Genomic DNA, 17,924 nt, shown 5'->3' with positions numbered 1-17,924 from the left:
CCATGGCCGGACTGGATGTGCGCGGCGCGGTCGCGGTGGTCACGGGCGGTGGCTCGGGGATCGGCGCGGCACTGTGCACGCGTCTTGCGAGCGCGGGCGCGCGGGTGGTGGTGAACGACCTGAACCCGTCCGCCGCCGACGCGGTGGCGGCGTCGATCGGGGCGGTGTCGCACCCCGGGGACGCCGCGGACGCGGAGTTCGTCGCCTCCCTGGTGGCGGTGGGGGAGCGGCTGGGCGGTGTGGACCTTTTCTGCGCGAACGCAGGGGTCGCCACAGCCGACTGGGAGACGGCGTGGCGGGTGAACGTCACGTCTCATGTGCACGCGGCCGAGGCCGTGCTGCCGCACTGGCTGGAGCGGGGCCGGGGTCGCTTCCTGTCCACGGTGTCGGCGGCGGGCCTGCTGACCCTGTTGGGGAACGCGCCTTACGCGGTGACCAAGCACGCGGCCCTGGCGTACGCGGAGTGGCTGCGCGCGACGTATGCCCATCGCGGCGTGACTGTCCAGGCGCTGTGTCCGCAGGGGGTCTTGACGCCGATGTTGACGGAGGGGCCGCTGTTGGAGTCGGCGATCACGCCGGAGGAGGTGGTGGACGTGGTGATGGAGGCTTTGGCGGGAGACAGTTTCCTGGTGCTGCCTCATCCGGAGGTGGCGGAGTACTACCACCGCCGAGCCACAGAACCGGACCGGTGGCTGGCAGGCATGAACCGCCTTCAACGCGCGTCGGAGTCGGGCTTTCGCCGCTAAGCCGCTTCCTGGAGTCGCACGGTGAGGCTCGCCGTGAACGCTGTGCCGCCGCCCTCCTGGCTGCCGCAGTGCACCGCGACCAGCAAGAACCCGTTGGTGCCGATCAGTTTGCCCGTGCCTCGGCTCGATCATGATCGCCAGCCAGCTGTCACTCCGCTGTCCTGACCGGTGCTACGTCCGCGCTGCGGCTTCCACCCTGTGGACACCTGACCGGAGTGCGCTGCGCCCTAGCCGATCCGTCGCGTTGATCACCGCGTATTCGCTGTGGCCACCGCGCCCGTCGCTTTTCCTCCCCGCCGAAGCCGCCTTGACCAGCCGCCGTTCCCCGCCAGCCACACCCTCCCCGAAGCCGCACCGTCCCCGCCAGGCGCACCGTCCCGTCGCGCGGTTTCTGCCGGCCGCACCGTCCCGCCGGGCGGTTTCTGCCGGGCGCACCGTCCCGCCGCGCGGTCCCCGCTGGCCGCGCCGTCCTCGCCAGTCGCCGCCAGCCGTGCCGTCCCCGGCAGCGGCGCCATCTGGGATGGTTTCCCCGTCCTCCGGCGCGACCGTGTCCGCTTCGCCCGCCCTCGGCCCATCCTGATTTCAGTTGATTGCATCATCCAGATGGTCGGATCATATGTTCCGATCATCTGGAATCACACGGAGGCGGCCAGGGGGTGGGGGGCTTCGGTGGAGGCTACGAGTCTGGCCAGTTCGGTGCGGGAGCGGATGCCCAGGCGGGTGTAGATGTTGCGAAGGTGGTGGTCGACGGTGCGGGGGCTGAGGACCAGGCGGCGGGCTATTTCGCGGTTGGTTTCGCCGTCGGCGACCAGGCGGGCGATTTGGGATTGCTGGGGGGTCAGGGTGCCTACGGCGGGGGTGGGGGTGGCGGCGCGGAGCTCGGTGCGGACACGGTCTTCCCAGTAGGTCGCGCCGTGGAGGTGGAAGAGGTGTAGGGCTTCCCGTAGGTGCCCGCGCGCGGCGGTCGGTTGGCGGTCGCGGCGGAGGTGGTGGGCGTAGAGGAGGTGTGTCCTGGCCAGTTCGAGGGTCGCGCCCGCCTGCCGGTGGAGGGCGATCGCGCGGTCGAAGTGGGTGTGCGGGGTGCGCCCGAGGAGGGCGTGGCAGCGGTGGGAGAGGGCCCGCCAGCTCGGTCCGCGCAGGCTCGACGCCCACGCGTCGAAGCGGGACAGGGCGCGGGCGGCCAGGTCGGGCTCGCCGCAGCGGACGGCGGCCTCCACCAGCTGCGGGACGGCCAGCGCGCGGATGCCCGGGTGCGCCCGCCCGACCCCTGTCGCCATCGTCCGCAGTCGACACAGCGCGTCATCCGGGCGGTCGTCGATCAGGTCGACGCACGCGCGCGTCCACGCCGCGTATGCCGCCGGGCGTCCCAACCCGCGCGAGGCGATGCGCGGGGCGGCCTCGTCCAATCGTGCCAAGGCGGTGTCGCGGTCACCGAGCGACACGGCCGCCAACGCCAACAACACCGTGTGCTCCGCGACGACGTTGCGCTGCCCCACCGCCGCCCGCCCCTCGGTAGCCGCCCGCACCGCCACCGCCACTCGATCGGCGGCGAGGGCGACGACGGCCAAGTGCGCCAGCGCCGTCGGCAGCAACGCCCCGCCCCGCGCCCGCGCGACGGCCGCGGTGGCGTACTCGTAGGCCAGGTCCACCTGCCCCAACGTCAACGCCACCTCGCCCGCCCACACCAGCCTGCGCGGATCACGCGTCCGCCCGCCCAACGCCACCGCATGCCGCAACGGCGTCCGCGCCGCTCCGTGCTTCCCCGCGAAGGTGGCCGCCAGCCCCGCCCCATGCGCCGCCGCCAACGGCTCGGCCGCCCCAAGGACCGCCAACTCTCGCGCCAGCTCCGCAAGCCCACCCACGTCCCCAGCCATCCGCCGCGCCTCCCCGGCCAACATGAGCGCGACGGCCCGACTCCGAGCATCGACAAGCAACCCGGCCGCCACCACCAACTCATGCGCTGCGATCGCCGGATCCCCGTCCCGCAGCTCGATCTCCCCCCGCAACACCGCCGCCTCCCCCACAAGCGCAGGGTCGATGGCCACAGACTCGGAACCCACCCGCTCGGCAACCGCCACCTGACCAACGCCGCCACCGCGCCGGGCTGAGCTGGCCGCTGTCCGGGATACGACCCATGCCGGTGCGCCCGCTGCCTCGCCCCCAATGCCGGACTTGCCACGCGGGGCTGGTTCGGGCGCAGTCGAGTCGAGACAAGCGTGGACGCTGGCCAGGTTGCCCTGCCGAGCGGGGCCGGTCGCGGCTGCGCAGGCGGGACACGCCTGACCCCGGCGCGGATGGCCAGCGCAGGTCGGGTTGTGGTGGCTTGGTGGGTCTGTTGGGTGGGTGTGGGGTTGGGCGTGGCTGGCGCAGGTCGGGTCGTGGTGGGTTGGTGGGTCCGTCGGATGAGTCTGCGGCCGGGCCTGGCTGGCGCAGGTGGGTTGGTCGTGGTGGGTGGGTGTGTTCGTTGGGTGGGTCTGCGGCTGGGGGTAGCTGGCGCGGGTCGCTTGGTCGTGGGTTGGTGTGCTCGTTGGGCGAGTTTGCGGCTGGGGGTGGCTGGCGCGGGTGGGTTGGTCGTGGGTTGGTGTGCTCGTTGGGCGAGTTTGCGGCTGGGGGTGGCTGGCGCGGGTGGGTTGGTCGTGGTGGGTTGGCGTGTTCGTTGGGCGAGTTTGCGGCTGGGGGTGGCTGGCGCGGGTGGGTTGGTCGTGGGTTGGCGTGTTCGTCGGGTGAGCCTGCGGCCGGGGGTGGCTGGCGGTGGTCGGTTCGCTGGCGTGGGCGTGGTCGGTTGCGCGCATGCAGGTGGGGCACGCCGTGGGCACGTGGACAGCCGGGTCAGCGTTGGGAGGTGCTGCCGCGTCCGCCAGTGGTTGGGTGTTGTGGGCGCACGGGGTGGTCGGGGGAGCGGAGCCGTGGCGCGGACTTGGCTCGGCTGACGCGAGTGTGAGATCGGTGGTCGCCTGAGGGTGTGTCGGTTCCGCGGTGGGGAGTGGGGCGGTCAGGTGGGTGAGGTCGGCCTTCGCGCGGGCGGGGCGGCCGGAGGACCAGGCGGCGTGGGCGGCGTCGAGGAGGTGGCGGGCGCGGGCGGTCGGGTCCGTCGTCAGGGCGGCTGCCTGGCGTAGGGCGCGGGAGACTGTGGGTGGGTCCGCGCGGCGGGCGGCTTCGGCTAGGGCTGTGGCTGTGACCGCGCCGGGGGCGGCCAGTGCGCGGTGGCACAGGGCCTTCGCCGGGTCTCGCTCCAGCTCCGCCAGAGCCGCCCACGCGGCGCGGCAGGCGTGGGGGCCCGCGTGGGTGCGGATGGTTGCGGCCGTGGTGGGGGAGGGGGATCGGCCGTCGGGGGTGAGGAGGCCTGCGCGCACCGCTGTGGCTGGAGGTCGGACCTGGCCGCCGCAGGCGGCGTGGAGTATCGCCAGGCGGGCGTCCGGGGGGTGGTTGTCGTAGGCGCGGGCGATCTCTGTTCCGTAGGGGCCGGAGAGGGCCGCTGTCACCACTGGGTCTCGGGGGTCGACCGCGCGGGCCAGTTCCAGCAGGTGGCCGGGGACGCCCCGGGCGATCTCCACGAGGGCGCCGCGGACGTCGGCGGGGAGAGGGGCGGTGTCCGCCAGCAGTTGGTCCGCGCTGTCGTCGTCCAGTGGGGACAGTTCGATCACGTCCACGCCCGGAAGTGGTGCCGTGCCCGCGAAAACTAACACCGCCCCAAGGGAAGAACACCGCAGGGCGTGATGCATCAGGACATCCACAGTGGACTGGTCCAGCAGGTCGACGTCGTCGACCAGGCACACCACGCCCGTGAAGTCCTCGACGCCCAACCGGTCCAGGCCCGCGCCCTCGATGTCGCGTTCGGACTCCACGCCCGCCACCCGCGCCACCGGGCCCCGCGCCAGCCGGGCGGTGGCGGCCAGCAGGGCGCTGCGGCCGATGCCCGGCGGGCCCGTGAGCACCACCGCGCCGCCCCGGCCGGTCGCCAGGGTGGAGAGGCGGGCCATGACGTCCGCGCGGCCGTGCATCACTCGATGAAACAACATTGCCGAATGTTTCACAACCGGTGATTTCGCCGATGCGCGCCGCCGCCCCCGGTTGCCAGAGTCGGATGCGTTCCTCCCCCACTGACGAAGGAGTACGACGCCGTGCGCCGAGTCATCCCTGTGCTAGCCGGACTCGCCCTGGTCGGCAGCGTCGCCGTGGGCCCAGCCCACGCCGCGGACAACCCCTACGAGCGGGGCCCCGACCCGACCGAGTCCCTGATCGAGGCCTCCCGCGGCCCGTTCGCCACCGCAGAGGACCGGGTCTCGTCCTGGTCGGTCACCGGCTTCGGCGGCGGCACCATCTACTACCCGACGACCACGGCGGAGGGCACGTTCGGGGCCATCACCGTCTCGCCGGGCTTCACCGCCGACCAGTCCAGCCTGGCCTGGCTGGGCCCGCGCCTGGCCTCGCACGGCTTCGTGGTCATGATCATCGACACGAACTCCCGCTATGACCAGCCCGCGTCCCGGGGCGACCAGCTGCTGGCCGCCCTGGACTACCTGACGCAGCGCAGCTCGGTCCGCTCCCGGATCGACGCCTCGCGCCTGGGCGTTGCCGGGCACTCGATGGGCGGGGGCGGCTCGCTGGAGGCGACCAAGGACCGCACCAGCCTCAAGGCCGCCGTGCCGATCGCGCCGTGGAACGGCGACAAGACCTGGCCCGAGGTGCGCACGCCCACCTTCATCATCGGCGGCGAGACCGACACCATCGCCTCGGTGGGCTCGCACGCCGAACCGTTCTACCAGTCGCTGAGCAACGCCCGCGAGAAGGCGTACATGGAGCTCGACGGCGAGGGCCACTTCTTCCCGCAGTCGCCGAACACCACCATGGCCAAGTACATGGTCTCCTGGCTGAAGCGGTTCATCGACAACGACACCCGCTACGACCAGTTCCTCTGCCCGGCCCCCGACGACCGGGCCATCCAGGAGTACCGGGCCAGCTGCCCGCACGCCTGACCCGACCCCGGACGCCCGGACCGTGTCCCGGTCCGGGCGTTCGGCCGTTCGTGAGTGTTTTCTCCGCCGGGGGCAACAACTTTGCTTGCGATCTCAAGGATCGTTGACGCCTAGTTGACTCTCTCGTAACTTCCAAGGGTCAGTGCGCGTTTGTCATTGATTCGCGGGGGTGATCGCCGTGGCCACAGCTCTACGGACGCGTGAGGATTACGGACCCTGGCGCAACATCCCGGCGGCCGCGGCCCGCGCGCTGCGGCCGAGGATCGACGCCATCGCCGCCGAGATGGTCGAGACGATCCGGCTGGAGGTCGGGGGCTACCGCGCCGCGCCCAACACCGACGTCGGCCGGGACGTCTTCGCCGCGGTGCGCAGGGCGATCGTCCAGTTCGTCGCCCTCATCGAGAACCCGGTGGGCCCGTCGCCGGAGGACGTCGAGTTCTTCCGCAGGCTGGGCCGCACGGAGTACCGCAACGGCCGCGACCTCGACGACCTGCAGGCCGCCTACCGCGTCGGCGCCCGGGTCGCCTGCCGCCGCTACGCCCAGATCGCCCAGGCCGCCGCGCTGCCGATGACCACCGTGCTGAGCCTGAGCGACGCGGTGCTCGTGCACATAGACCACCTCGCCAACGAGTCGGCCAAGGGCTACGCCGAGGCCAAGGCGCGCGGCGCCGACGACCCGGCGCAGCGCCGCCGCGTGCTGGCCGAGCGGCTGGTCCGCCGCGACCCGCCGGACACCGGGCCGTCGACGGTGGAGCTGGCCGCCCGCGCCCGCTGGCCGCTGCCGAACCGGGTCGCCTGCCTGGTCGTCGACGACCCGGCGACCGGCCGGTTCCGCTTCGCCGATGACGTGCTGCTGCTGGAGCGCACGGGCGAGCTGACCGCCATCGTCCCCGAGTCCGGGACGGCGGCGGCGTCGGCGCTGGTCGCCGGGACGCGCGCGGCGATCGGGCCCGCGCTGCCGCTGGCCGAGACGTGGCTGTCGCGCTACTGCGCCCGGCTGGCCCTGCGCACCCTGCCGCGCTCGCAGCGCGTCATCGTCGCCGAGGACCACCTGCTCGACCTGTTCCTGCTGGCGGGCGAGCCGCTGGGCGCGCTGCTGGCCAGACGCGGCGTCGACCGGCTCGCCGACCTCGGCGCGGGCAAGGCGGCCCGGCTGGAGGAGACCTTCCACGCCCTGCTCGGCTCCTGGGGCCGCTCCGCCCCGGAGATCGCCACCGAGCTGGGCATCCACCCGCAGACCGCCCGCTACCGGCTCCGCCAGCTCGACGACGTCTTCGGCGAGCGGCTGGCCGACCCGGACTTCCGGTTCGAGGCCGAGGCGGTGCTGCGGCTGCGGGCACTGCGCAAGGGACGCTAGTTCTGGGCTACCCTCCGTCGGCGGCGGACAACGGGGGGCGGCATGGGCGAGGCACGGCCAGGGCGGGCGCGCGTGCGCTTCGGCGCCGCGGAACTGCTCGCCGACCTCGACCACCCCGGCGGCTGGCTGCTCACCGTCGACGGCGTCGCCCAGTCCTATGTGGATCTCCACGATCCCGGGCACCTGGAGTTCGACTACGTGCGCAGGCTCGGCGACGTCGTCGACCTGGCCGCGCCGCCGTCCGCGCCGCTGGCCGCGGTCCACATCGGCGGCGGGGCGTGCACCCTGCCGCGCTACCTCGCCGCCACCCGCCCCGGCTCCGCCCAGCGCGTCGTGGACGCCGACGGCGAGCTGGTCGAGTTCGTGAGCGAGCACCTCGGCCTGGACATCCCCGGCGTGCGGATCACGGTGGGCGACGGGCGCGAGTACGTCGAGGGCCTGGCCGACGACGTCGCCGACCTCGTCGTGCTGGACGCCTTCGAGCGCGCGTCCGTGCCCGGCGGCCTGGCCACGATCGAGTTCACCCGCGCCGTGGCCCGCGTGCTGACCGCGACCGGGATGTACCTGCTGAACGTCTCCGACGGCCCCGGCCTGATGTTCGGCAGGCGCGTCGCGGCCACCCTGTCGGCGGTGTTCGAGCACGTCCTGCTGCTGGCCGAGCCCGGCGTCCTGCGCGGCCGCCGCTACGGCAACCTGGCCTTCGCCGCGTCGGCGACCCCGCTCCCGACCCCCGGCGTCGCCGCCCGCGCCGCCGCCGCCCCGTTCCCGGCCCGCTGCCTGGCAGGCGACCACATCCCCGAGTTCACCGGCGACGCCCGCCCCCTCGCCGACGGCGACACCATGCCGTCGCCGACACCGCCGTGGGGACTGCTCGGCCGGGCGTAATCCCCGCGCGGCGCCGCAGGCCGCATGGATATCGTCGCCGCGTGGTTCCCGAACTGCGCAAAGCGCGCCTTGATGACGTTCCGCGGATCGCCGAGTTGATGCGGGGGTCGGTGGAGGAGTTGTTTCCCCGGTTCCACGACGAGCGGGAGACGGCGAGTGCGGCGGTGTACCTGACCGAGCCGGACACCGTGCTCATCGGGGACGGCACGTACTTCGTCCACGAGGTCGACGGGCGGGTCGTGGCGTGTGGCGGGTGGAGCAAGCGCGGGAAGGTCTACACCGGGTCCGGGGCGCAGCCGGGGGACGACCGGGTGCTCGACCCGGCGACCGAGCCCGCGCGGGTGCGGGCGATGTTCGTGCACCGCGACTGGACCCGCCGCGGGCTGGCGCGGGCGATCCTCGACGCGTGCGTGGCGGCGGCGCGGGCGGAGGGCTTCCGGTCGTTCGTGCTCATGGCCACCCTGCCCGGCGTGCCGCTGTACCGGGCGTACGGGTTCCGCGAGGTGGAGCGCACCGCCATCCCGATGCCGGACGGCGTCGCGCTCGCGGGCGTGTCGATGACGCTTGACTTCATGTCGACCTGAAGAAGCACGGTGGTGGTCGACCCACAGGAAAGGGAGACCACCGATGACCGTCTGGGGCAAGACCGCCAGCGAGACCTACCACCGCCGCGCGACCGGGATGCTGCGCGGGGTGTACCGGCTGATCGCCGCAGACATCCCCGTCCGGCCCGGCGCCGTCGTCGTCGACGTGGGCACCGGGCCCGGCCTGCTGCTGCACCGCATGACGGGGACCGGCGGCGTCCTGCACGGCGTCGACCCGTCGCCGGACATGGTCGCCATCGCCCGGGCGGCGGCCGACGCCGAGGGCCTGGCCGAGCGGCTGTCCTTCGCCACCGGGTCCGCCGAGGACCTGCCGTTCCCGGACGCGTCGGTCGACCTGCTGGTGTCGTCGCTGTCGCTGCACCACTGGGTCGACCACGCCAAGGCCGCCGCCGAGGCCCGCCGGGTGCTGCGCCCGGGCGGGCGGCTGCTCGCCTACGACTTCCGCTTCGTCAGGATGGGCGCGGCGGCCGCCGCCATGCGCGCGGAGTTCGGGCAGGTCACCCGAACGCCGGTGCGGCTGGCGTTCGCCCGGCTGGCGGCGAGCTGACGTAGGCGTCGACCTTCGCGGTGAAGTCCGGGCAGGTGCGGAAGTCCTCCGCCGGGCACTCGGCGGCGTGGTCGAGCAGTTCCAGCGACGCCCGCAGCGCCGCGATCCTGGCCCGCAGCGCCGCGCGGTGCTCGTCGAGCACCGCGCGGCGCGAGCCCGGCCGCGCCAGCAGGGTCCGGATCTGCTCCAGCGACAGCCCGCTGTCCTTGCCGATGCGGATGACCGCCACCGTCGTCACGTGGCTCTCGTCGTAGACGCGCCTGCCGTTGGCGCGGCGGGCCGGGGACAGCAGGCCCATCTCCTCCCAGTGCCGCAGCACGTGGGTGGCCAGCCCGAACCGCGCCGCCAGCTCTCCGATCGTCATGTTCACGTCAACGTGAAGACCGAGTCCGGCGTTCCCTAGATGTCGGCCTTCACGAACTCGTAGGCGCTGGCCGCGGGGGAGGTGATGTTGTACTTGACGGTCGCCAGGCCGAACGGCTTCGCCGGGTCGACGCGGAAGATCGTCGTGCTGCGCGGCGGGTTGCGGCTCTCCGCCGGGCCGTACCGGTACTCCCCGGAGAGGCCGTCGAACGCCACGGCGCCCAACTCGCGGGACGCGGCCAGCAGGCCGTCACGGGACAGGTCGCCGCGTTCGACGGCCTTCTCCAGCAGCGCGGTCATGGCGCGGGCCTGGTTGTAGCCGAAGGCGAAGTAGTAGTCCGGCTGCTGCTGCGGCGCGAACCGCTCCATCCGCGACACCATGTCCTGCATCCCGGGCACCTCGGTGTCGCCCCACTCGGTGCCCTCGGCCGCGAGTAGCACGTTGGCCTGCAGATACGGCGCCAGCGGCGACTGCGCGAGCGCCCCGACCCACGACGGCGACTGCCCGTACCAGCGCGGCGCGAACCGGGCCTGCGCGGCAGTGCCCCAGATCTTGCCCGCGTCGGTCGGGGTCGCCACCAGGAACACCATCTGGCAGCCCTCGCCCGCCAGGGCCTGGATCTGGCCGGCGTAGTTCTCCGTGCCCGCCTTGAACCGCTGGGTGTTGGCCACCGCGAAGCCCATGCGCTCGGCGGCGAAGTCGATGCCCGCCTGCCCGGCCTCGCCGTAGACGTCGTCCTGGATCATCGTGCACACCACCGACTGCGGTGAGCCGCCACCGTCCGACAGGTAGTGCTCCATCACGTTGATGGCCTGGATCTGATACGGCGCGCCGACCGGCAGCAGGTTCTCCTCGCGCACCCACAGCGCGTCCAGCGACGCGGGCGCGGCGACGATCCGGTCCGCGCGCAGCAGCGGCAGCACGGCCAGGGTGGACGGCGTGCCCAGCACCTGGGTGAACGCCGCGACCTCGCCCTTGATCTTGTTGTACTGCTGGACCGTCACGTCCGGCTGGTACTGGGTGTCCTCCTGCACCAGCTCCACCTTGTACTTGCCCGCGATGCCGCCGTCGGCGTTGACCTGGTCGAACCAGACCTTGTTCCCGGTGGTCAGCGGCTGCCCGATGACCGCGACCGGCCCGGACAGCGGCGAGAGCACGCCGAGGCGGATGGTCGTGCCGTCGAAGCCGGGGACCGCGGCGGGCGCGCCCGCCGCGCCCGCCCCGGCGTTCCCGCCGTCTCCGCCCGCGCCGCCGCAGGACGCGGTCAGGGCCAGTGCGGCCAGCGCCGCGGTGAGTGCCGCTCGGTTCATTCTCTCGGCCTCCTAGTACGAGAACGGCCAGGTCCGGAAATACGTCTTGATCCGCAGCCAGATCCCCGCCAGCCCGCGGGGCTCGACCACCAGGAACACCACGATGAGCACGCCGAAGATCGCCTGGTTGAGGGCGAACACGCTGATGAACCCGTCCCCGCCGACGGAGGTCTGCACGCCCGGGATGACGTCGCTGTAGCGGTCGATGAGCGCGGGCAGCGCCCCGACGAAGATCGCGCCGAGCACCGCGCCGAAGATCGTGCCCAGCCCACCGACGATGACGATCGCGATGTACTGGATCGACAGCAGCAGGTTCCACTCGTCCGGGCTGACGAACTGCTGGTACGCCCCGAACAGCGCGCCCGCGACCGCCGCGATCGCGCTGGAGACCATGAAGGCGGCGATCTTGTACCGGCCCGCGCGGACCCCGATGACCTCCGCTGCCTGGTCGCGGTCGCGGATGGCCTGCAGCGCCCGGCCCGGGCGCGTGCGCACGAGGTTCTTGGCCAGCAGGGCGGTCAGGCCGACCAGCGCCCAGACCAGCCAGAACCAGCCCTGGTTGCGGGAGTAGACCTCGCCAGCGACCTCGATCCGCGACAGGTCAACCGGCCCCAGTGCGGTCGAGGCCGTGACCGACGTGCCGGAGTTTCCGCCGGTCACCGGGCGCAGGTTGCGCCACAGGTGCTCGCCGACGAAGACCAGGCCCAGGGTGACGATCGCCAGGTAGTGGCCGCGCAGGCGCAGGGTGAACGGGCCGATCAGCCCGCCCAGCGCCGCGCCGACCATGGCGGCCGCGGCCAGCCACAGCGGGAGCGGCAGGCCGAGCGTGCCGCCCGCGATCGCGGTGCAGTAGGCGCCCGCGCCGATGAAGAACGCGTGGCCCAGCGAGACCTGGCCGCAGTAACCGGTGAGCAGGTTGAGACCGATCGCGCCGATCGCGGTGATGCCCACGTAGATGAGGACGGACAGCCAGAAGTCCTCGCGGACGACCGTCGGGAGCACGGCGAACACCGCGAGCATCGCGACCAGGCCGGTGCGGGCGGCCGGGGTGCCGAACAGGCGCAGGTCCTGCCCGTGGTCGCGGACCAGGTTGCGGTGCGGGCGGGCCATCAGATCCGCCGGACGTCTCGGGTGCCCAGCAGGCCGTACGGTCTGACCAGCAGGATCAGGATCATGATGAGGTAGGGCACGATCACCGACACGTTGTCTCCCGCCCATGCGAAGAGGTGGTCCTGGTACCCGCGGGTCAGCGCCTCGACGAGGCCGATGACCAGCCCGCCGAGCACCGCGCCGGTGGGGGAGTCCACGCCGCCGAGGATCATCGCCGGGAACGCGGCCAGCGCGATGAACCCGATCGACGGCGACAGCCCGCCCGGCCCCGCGGCGAGGGTGATCCCGGCCAGCGCGGCCAGCGCGGCGGCGATCGCCCAGGACACCGCGTAGACCCGGCGCGCGCTGATCCCCTGCGCCAGCGCGGCCTCCGGGTCGAACGCGGTGGCGCGCATCGCCAGGCCGAAGTCGGAGTGGCGGAAGAACAGGAAGAAGCCGACCACGGCCGCGGCCGTCAGCCCGATCGTCCACAGGTCCCGCACGCCCAGCACCAGCCCGCCCACGGTGACGGTGTCGATGTTCCACGGGTTGGTGACCTGGAGGTTCTCGAAGCCCCAGATCGCGGTGATGACCGGCTCGATGACGAACAGCAGCCCGATGGTGATCATGATGACGGCGAACGGCGGCTGCCCGACCATGCGCCGCAGCACGATCCGCTCGACGGCCGCGCCCGCGACCGCCGCGGCCAGGCACGCCAGGACCACGGCGACCGCGAAGGCCATGGCCAGGCTCGTCGAGAAGGTGTAGCCGAGGTACGCGCCCAGGGCCAGCAGGCCGCCCTGGGCGAAGTTGATGACGCCCGTGGCCTTGTAGATGACCACGAAACCGAGCGCCACCAGGGCGTAGGTGCAGCCCAGGGACAGGCCCGCGAAGACGTTCTGCAGCAGCGCGGTCACCGGTACATCGCCTCGATCCGCTCGGCGAAGCGCTCGGTGATGGCCGCGCGCTTGACCTTCTGGGTGGCGGTCAGGTCGCCGTCCTCGTGGTCCAGTTCGCGGGTGATGGTCGTGAAGCGCTTGACGCGCTCCACCTGGGACAGCTCCGCGTTGACCTCGTCGACCACCTGCTGGATGAGCGCGTGCACCTCCGGTTTGGCGGAGAGGTCGGCGTAGGTGGTGTAGGCGATCCCCCTGCGGGTGGCCCAGTCGCCGACGGTGTCCCGCTCGATCCCGATGAGGGCGCTCAGGTACTTGCGGCGGTCGCCGACGACCACGGCCTCGCGGACGTAGGGGGAGACCTTCAGCCGGTTCTCGATCTCCGACGGGGAGACGTTCTTGCCGCCCGCGGTGATGATGATGTCCTTCTTGCGGTCGGTGATCCGCAGGTAGCCGTCGTCCAGCTCGCCGACGTCGCCGGTGTGCAGCCAGCCGTCGGGGTCCACCGCGGCGGCCGTGGCGGCGGGGTCGTCGAGGTAGCCCTGGAACACGCCCGCCGAGCGGGTCAGGATCTCCCCGTCGGGCGCGATCCGCAGCTCCACCCCGGGCAGGGGGCGGCCCACCGCGCCGAGACGCACGTCGCCGGGCGGGGTCAGCGTGCAGATGGCGGTGTTCTCCGTCTGGCCGTAGCCCTCGCGCACGGGGATGCCGATGGCCCACAGGAACTCCAGGACCTGCGGCGCGATGGGCGCGGCCCCGCTGATCGCCACGCGCACCCGCGCCATCCCCAGCTTCTCCCGCAGCGCCCGGAACACCAGCACCTCGGTCAGCGCCAGGACGATCCTGTCCGCGGCGGTGGTGGCGTCGGCCATCCGGCGGGGCGCTATCCGGCGGCCCTGTCTCAGGCAGGCGCGGTAGACCGCGCGCTTGAGCCGCGTGGCGTCGGCCATGCGGATCTCCACGCCCGCCATCAGCTTCTCCCACACCCGGGGCACGCCGAGGAACACCGTCGGCTGCACCTCGCGCAGGTCCTGCCGGAACGCCGCGCCGCCCTCGCCGAAGTTGACCACCAGACCCGCCCACACGCCGTCGATGACGGTCAGCAGGCGCTCGGCGATGTGGCACAGCGGCAGGTAGCTCAGGACCTCGTCGTCCCGCGCCGCGCCCAGGGCCTCGATGAACGCCGTCCCGGCGGCCACCAGGTTCGCGTGCGAGATCATCGCGCCCTTCGGCGGGCCCGTGGTGCCCGAGGTGTAGACCAGGATCGCGGTCGACCCCGGGTCCAGCGCGGCGACGGCGCGGGCGTAGTCGGCGCGCTCGCCGTCGGCGGCCAGCTCGGCGAAGGTCAGCACGCCGTCGGACAGGCGGACGCCCTTGGGATCGATCAGGACGATGTGGCGCAGGTGCGGCAGCCGGTCGCGCACGGCCACCGCCTTGTCGTACTGCTCCTCGTCCTCGGCGATGAGCAGGACGGCCCGCGAGTGCCGCAGCAGGTACTCCACCTCCGCGGGGGGCGAGGTCGGGTAGACCCCCATCGTCTGCGCGCCGATGCCCTGCGCGGCCAGGTCGGCGACCACCCACTCCGGACGGTTCTCCGCGTGCACCGCGATCCGGTCGCCCGGGCGCACGCCCAGGCGGCGCAGTCCCTCGGCGGTCCTGGCCACCCAGTCGGCGTACTCCGACCACGTCCACTCGCGCCAGACACCCCGGCGCTTGTGGCGCAGGGCGACGTCGTCCGGGCGCTCGGCCGCCAGCCGCAGGAGCCTGCCCGGCAGGGAGTCCGCCGCCGTCACGCGCCACAGCCCAGGTACGCCTCGACGACGCGCGGGTCGTCGCGGACCTCGTCGGGCGTGCCCGCGGCGATGACGACGCCGAAGTCCAGCGCCACCACCCGGTCGGCCAGGTCCATCACCAGGCGCATGTCGTGCTCGACCAGGATCATCGCCAGGCCCAGCTCCCGGCGGGCCTGCACCAGGTAGCGGGCCATGTCCTCGGTCTCCTCGACGTTCATCCCGGCGACCGGCTCGTCGAGCAGCAGCAGGCGCGGCTCCATCGCCAGGGCGCGGCCCAGCTCGGCGCGCTTGGCCACCCCGTACGGCAGCAGCCCGGCCGGGGTGCGGCGGTAGGGCTCCAGCTCCAGCAGCTCGATGACGTCCTCCACGGCAGCGCGGTGCTCGATCTCCTCCCGCTTGGCCCGACCCCACCACGCCATTCCGGCCAGGAACCCGGTCCGCATCAGGTGATGGCGGCCCAGCATCAGGTTGTCCACAAGGGACAATTGGGGGAACAGGCCGAGGTTCTGGAACGTCCGCGCGACGCCCAGTCCGGCGATCGCGGCGGGGGCCCTGCCGATCAGCGACTGGCCGCCCAGCTCGATCGTGCCCCGCTGCGGGCGGTAGACGCCGTTGAGGCAGTTGAACACCGAGGTCTTCCCCGCCCCGTTCGGGCCGATCACCGCCAGCAGCTCGCCCGGGGCGACGGTGAAGCCGACGCCGTCGAGCGCGGTCACGCCGCCGAAGCGCAGCGTCAGGTCCGCCACCGCCAGCAGTGGCCCGGACGCCTGCCCCGAGGCGGCGGGGGCCGGGGCGCTCACGCGCTCCATCGCTTCTTCCTCCGGTAGCTCTTGACCTCGGCGAACGAGCGGCGCTCCCCGTCGGCGGGGGCACCGAGGTAGAACTCGCGGATGTCGGCGTCGGCGAGCAGGTCGGCGGCCGGGCCGTCGCGCACGACCGAGCCGACCTCCAGGACATAGCCGTGGTCGGCGATGGACAGCGCCATCACCGCGTTCTGCTCGACCAGCAGCACGCTGGTGCCCTGGGCGTTGATCTCGGCGATGATGTCGCGCACCTGCGCCACCAGCCTCGGCGCGAGCCCCAGCGACGGCTCGTCGAGCAGCAGCAGCCGGGGCGCGGCCATCAGCGCCCGCCCGATGGCCAGCATCTGCTGCTCGCCCCCCGAGAGGTACCCGGCGACGGACCCGCGCCGGGCGGCCAGCACGGGGAACAGGTCGAACACGCGCTCCAGCGACTCCTTAACCAGCGCGCGGGCGCGGCGGGTGTGCGCGCCGACGCGCAGGTTCTCCTCGACGGTCAGCTCGGCGAAGACGCGCCTGCCCTCCATGACCTGCGCGACGCCGCGCCGCACGACATCGGCGGGGTCCGCGCCTGTCACGTCGACGCCCGCCACGGCGACCGAGCCCTTGGTGATCCGCCCGCGGTGGGGGCCGAGCAGGCCGGTCACCGCGCGCAGGAGCGTGGTCTTGCCCGCGCCGTTCGCGCCGAGGAGGGCGACGACGGCGCCCTCCGGGACGGTCAGGCTCAGGCCGCGCAGGACCAGGACGACGTCGTCGTAGACGACCTCCAGGTTCGCCACCGCCAGGATCGGGTCCGCCACGGCCCCTCCCGCCCAAAGTGATCCGCCTCACATTGAGCACGGACGTTAGACCGGCGCGTCGGTCGGCGACAAGAGGACTTCATCGAACATTTGCTGCCGCCGGAGTAGGTGGCGGTTCTTGAACGCTGTTCTAGAGGGGTCGCCTGCTGCGGTCTCGATGTCCACAGTGGCCTGGGTCAGCCGGTGAGGACCGCGAGGCGGGCGGCGGCGCCGTCGAGGCAGCGTTCGATTGCGTAGTCGTAGAAGCTCGCGTAGTACCCGGCCACCTGTTCGGGGTTCTCGGCCGGGCGGGCCTCGGGGTTCGCGGCGCGGTCGTCCTCCATGGCGAGGAACTGGCACGCGGTGACCAGTAGCAGGTTGTAGGTCAGCACGCTCTCCTTGCCGAAACCGGCCTCCTGCAGCAGGCGCACACCGCGGTCGACGATGGGGGCGGCCGCGCGCACGCCCGGGCCGTGCAGGGCGAACCGCCTGGCCACGCCCGGGTAGCGGCTCAGCAGGCCGCGCAGCTCGCCCAGCAGGACGCGGAACCAGCCGCGCCACGGCAGCTCCTCGGGCGGGACGGGGAGCATGCCGACGACCCGTTCCAGCACCTCGGCCAGCACGGCGTCGCGGCTGCCGACGTGGTGGTAGACGACCGCCGGATACGCCTGCACCACGGCCGCGAGCTGGCGGACCGTCCACTTCTCCAGCCCGTGCTCCATCGTCAGCGCCACCGCCGCGTCGATGATCCGGGCGGGGGTGACCGCGGGCAGTCCCGCGGCCGGACGGGAGCGCGGGCGGGTCGGTGTCGGCCTGGCCATCCGCCCAGATTAGTTGACCACGGCGAGGTCACCGGGCGTTTCTTGAACAGTGGGCAACAAAGAGGGCGGCGCCGCTTGGGGGTCGGTGGTGCGGTCGATCGCGGCTGAGGTGGGCCGGACGGGCCTGGGATGGGGGGTCATCCGGCGGGGGCCGTGTGGGTGAACCGGGGGGTGATGCGCGGGGAAGCGTCCGGCCGCGACTGTCCATTGGCGACTGAGCCGCGGGTCTGGGCAGCACCATGCCCGAGCGCTACGATGTACCCTCCGGCCTGGCAGGTGCACCCGGGAGGTCAAGCCGCGGCATGGTCACTCGACGCGCGTACCGCAAATGGCGGGCGCTGGTGGCGGACCTCCCACTGCCCGACCCGTTCACCGTCCCCGACCTGGTCGCCGCCATCGCCGAGCGCCGGGGCAGGCCCATCGACATCGGCACCCTCCCGGGCGGCGCCACCGCCCAGACCTGCGGCGTGTGGTTCCAACTCGTCGACCGCGACGTGATCCTGGTCGAGGAGAACACCTCGGCCTTCCACCGCGACCACATCGTCCTGCACGAGCTCGGGCACATGCTCTGCGACCACCGCGGCGGCGACACCTTCGGCGACCTCACCCGACTCCTCCCCGACCTCTCCCCGGACCTCGTGCGCCGAATGCTCAACCGCACCGCCTACACCAACGACGAGGAACAGGAGGCCGAACTGGTGGCCAGCCTCATCCGGATCACCGCGGAGACCAGGGCGCCCAACGCCCAGCCCGGCGTCCTCGGCAACCTCGCCGCCGCTCTCGGCCTCGGCCGGGGCACCCGGTGACCCCTGCGGTCCACCCACCTGCCCCCCGGCCCACCCGACCCGACTCTGACCTGTGGGGATGGTCGCTGACCACCCAGCCCGCGAACCTTGAGAGCCGCCCACTGACGAAAGCCACCTCGGCGCGGGCCGCGGACCTGCGGGGGCGCGTGG

Annotated in this window: 17 protein-coding genes; 8 read left to right on the top strand and 9 right to left on the bottom strand. The window is 72.9% G+C overall.

What is annotated here, in order from left to right; genetic code table 11:
- Positions 1-2: 2 nt before the first annotated feature.
- Positions 3-746 (top strand): SDR family oxidoreductase, encoded by a 744-nt coding sequence (locus IEY98_RS13200; RefSeq protein ID WP_189210715.1) that lies wholly within the window; start codon positions 3-5, stop codon positions 744-746.
- Between the two features lie 635 nt (positions 747-1,381).
- Here the strand turns inward: IEY98_RS13200 and IEY98_RS33115 are convergent.
- Positions 1,382-2,620, bottom strand: coding sequence for a LuxR family transcriptional regulator (locus IEY98_RS33115; protein ID WP_189210714.1), 1,239 nt, complete (start codon positions 2,618-2,620; stop codon positions 1,382-1,384).
- Between the two features lie 1,842 nt (positions 2,621-4,462).
- Between IEY98_RS33115 and IEY98_RS13190 the strand changes: the two genes are divergently transcribed.
- The 6 genes from IEY98_RS13190 (at position 4,463) to IEY98_RS13165 (ending at position 9,116) form a co-directional block, all read left to right on the top strand.
- Entirely contained in the window at positions 4,463-4,789 is a 327-nt protein-coding gene (locus tag IEY98_RS13190) for a hypothetical protein (RefSeq protein WP_189210713.1), read from the top strand.
- Positions 4,790-4,867: 78 nt separating this feature from the next.
- The gene (locus IEY98_RS13185; protein ID WP_229786877.1) at positions 4,868-5,722 is read left to right on the top strand and encodes an alpha/beta hydrolase family protein; all 855 of its coding nucleotides are present in this window, start codon (positions 4,868-4,870) and stop codon (positions 5,720-5,722) included.
- A gap of 178 nt (positions 5,723-5,900) precedes the next feature.
- On the top strand, positions 5,901-7,079 hold the full coding sequence (locus IEY98_RS13180) for a PucR family transcriptional regulator (RefSeq protein WP_189210712.1): 1,179 nt from the start codon (positions 5,901-5,903) through the stop codon (positions 7,077-7,079).
- Positions 7,080-7,121: 42 nt separating this feature from the next.
- Positions 7,122-7,964: a spermidine synthase gene (locus tag IEY98_RS13175; RefSeq protein ID WP_189210711.1), complete on the top strand. Its 843-nt coding sequence runs from the start codon at positions 7,122-7,124 to the stop codon at positions 7,962-7,964.
- A gap of 41 nt (positions 7,965-8,005) precedes the next feature.
- Positions 8,006-8,548, top strand: a complete 543-nt coding sequence (locus IEY98_RS13170) for a GNAT family N-acetyltransferase (RefSeq protein WP_229786876.1) — start codon at positions 8,006-8,008, stop codon at positions 8,546-8,548.
- 43 nt (positions 8,549-8,591) lie between these two features.
- Entirely contained in the window at positions 8,592-9,116 is a 525-nt protein-coding gene (locus tag IEY98_RS13165; RefSeq protein ID WP_189210710.1) for a class I SAM-dependent methyltransferase, read from the top strand.
- Here the strand turns inward: IEY98_RS13165 and IEY98_RS13160 are convergent.
- The 8 genes from IEY98_RS13160 to IEY98_RS13125 all read right to left on the bottom strand — a co-directional run bounded on the left by IEY98_RS13160 (position 9,067) and on the right by IEY98_RS13125 (position 16,968).
- Positions 9,067-9,480 carry a MerR family transcriptional regulator gene (locus IEY98_RS13160; RefSeq protein ID WP_189210709.1) on the bottom strand — a complete coding sequence of 138 codons (414 nt, stop codon included), beginning with the start codon at positions 9,478-9,480 and terminating at the stop codon, positions 9,067-9,069. The two genes, IEY98_RS13165 and IEY98_RS13160, sit on opposite strands and share 50 nt — an antisense overlap.
- Before the next feature lie 35 nt (positions 9,481-9,515).
- Entirely contained in the window at positions 9,516-10,790 is a 1,275-nt protein-coding gene (locus tag IEY98_RS13155; RefSeq protein WP_189210708.1) for an ABC transporter substrate-binding protein, read from the bottom strand.
- A 12-nt stretch (positions 10,791-10,802) separates the two neighbouring features.
- On the bottom strand, positions 10,803-11,900 hold the full coding sequence (locus tag IEY98_RS13150) for a branched-chain amino acid ABC transporter permease (RefSeq protein WP_189210707.1): 1,098 nt from the start codon (positions 11,898-11,900) through the stop codon (positions 10,803-10,805).
- Entirely contained in the window at positions 11,900-12,796 is an 897-nt protein-coding gene (locus IEY98_RS13145) for a branched-chain amino acid ABC transporter permease (RefSeq protein WP_189210706.1), read from the bottom strand. Before IEY98_RS13145 ends, IEY98_RS13150 begins: the two co-directional genes overlap by 1 nt.
- Entirely contained in the window at positions 12,793-14,568 is a 1,776-nt protein-coding gene (locus IEY98_RS13140) for an AMP-dependent synthetase/ligase (RefSeq protein ID WP_268244579.1), read from the bottom strand. Before IEY98_RS13140 ends, IEY98_RS13145 begins: the two co-directional genes overlap by 4 nt.
- Positions 14,565-15,377: an ABC transporter ATP-binding protein gene (locus tag IEY98_RS13135; protein WP_189210705.1), complete on the bottom strand. Its 813-nt coding sequence runs from the start codon at positions 15,375-15,377 to the stop codon at positions 14,565-14,567. The genes IEY98_RS13140 and IEY98_RS13135 overlap by 4 nt, the downstream gene beginning before the upstream one ends.
- Entirely contained in the window at positions 15,365-16,156 is a 792-nt protein-coding gene (locus IEY98_RS13130; protein WP_189211768.1) for an ABC transporter ATP-binding protein, read from the bottom strand. The genes IEY98_RS13135 and IEY98_RS13130 overlap by 13 nt, the downstream gene beginning before the upstream one ends.
- 188 nt (positions 16,157-16,344) lie before the next feature.
- Positions 16,345-16,968, bottom strand: a complete 624-nt coding sequence (locus IEY98_RS13125) for a TetR/AcrR family transcriptional regulator (RefSeq protein ID WP_189210704.1) — start codon at positions 16,966-16,968, stop codon at positions 16,345-16,347.
- Positions 16,969-17,270: 302 nt separating this feature from the next.
- Between IEY98_RS13125 and IEY98_RS13120 the strand changes: the two genes are divergently transcribed.
- Positions 17,271-17,774, top strand: coding sequence for a hypothetical protein (locus IEY98_RS13120; RefSeq protein ID WP_189210703.1), 504 nt, complete (start codon positions 17,271-17,273; stop codon positions 17,772-17,774).
- The last annotated feature ends 150 nt before the right edge of the window (positions 17,775-17,924 follow it).

The sequence above is a fragment of the Actinokineospora fastidiosa genome, assembly GCF_014648415.1.
Taxonomy (GTDB): domain Bacteria; phylum Actinomycetota; class Actinomycetes; order Mycobacteriales; family Pseudonocardiaceae; genus Actinokineospora; species Actinokineospora fastidiosa.
This window is presented reverse-complemented; position numbering and strand designations above follow the sequence as displayed.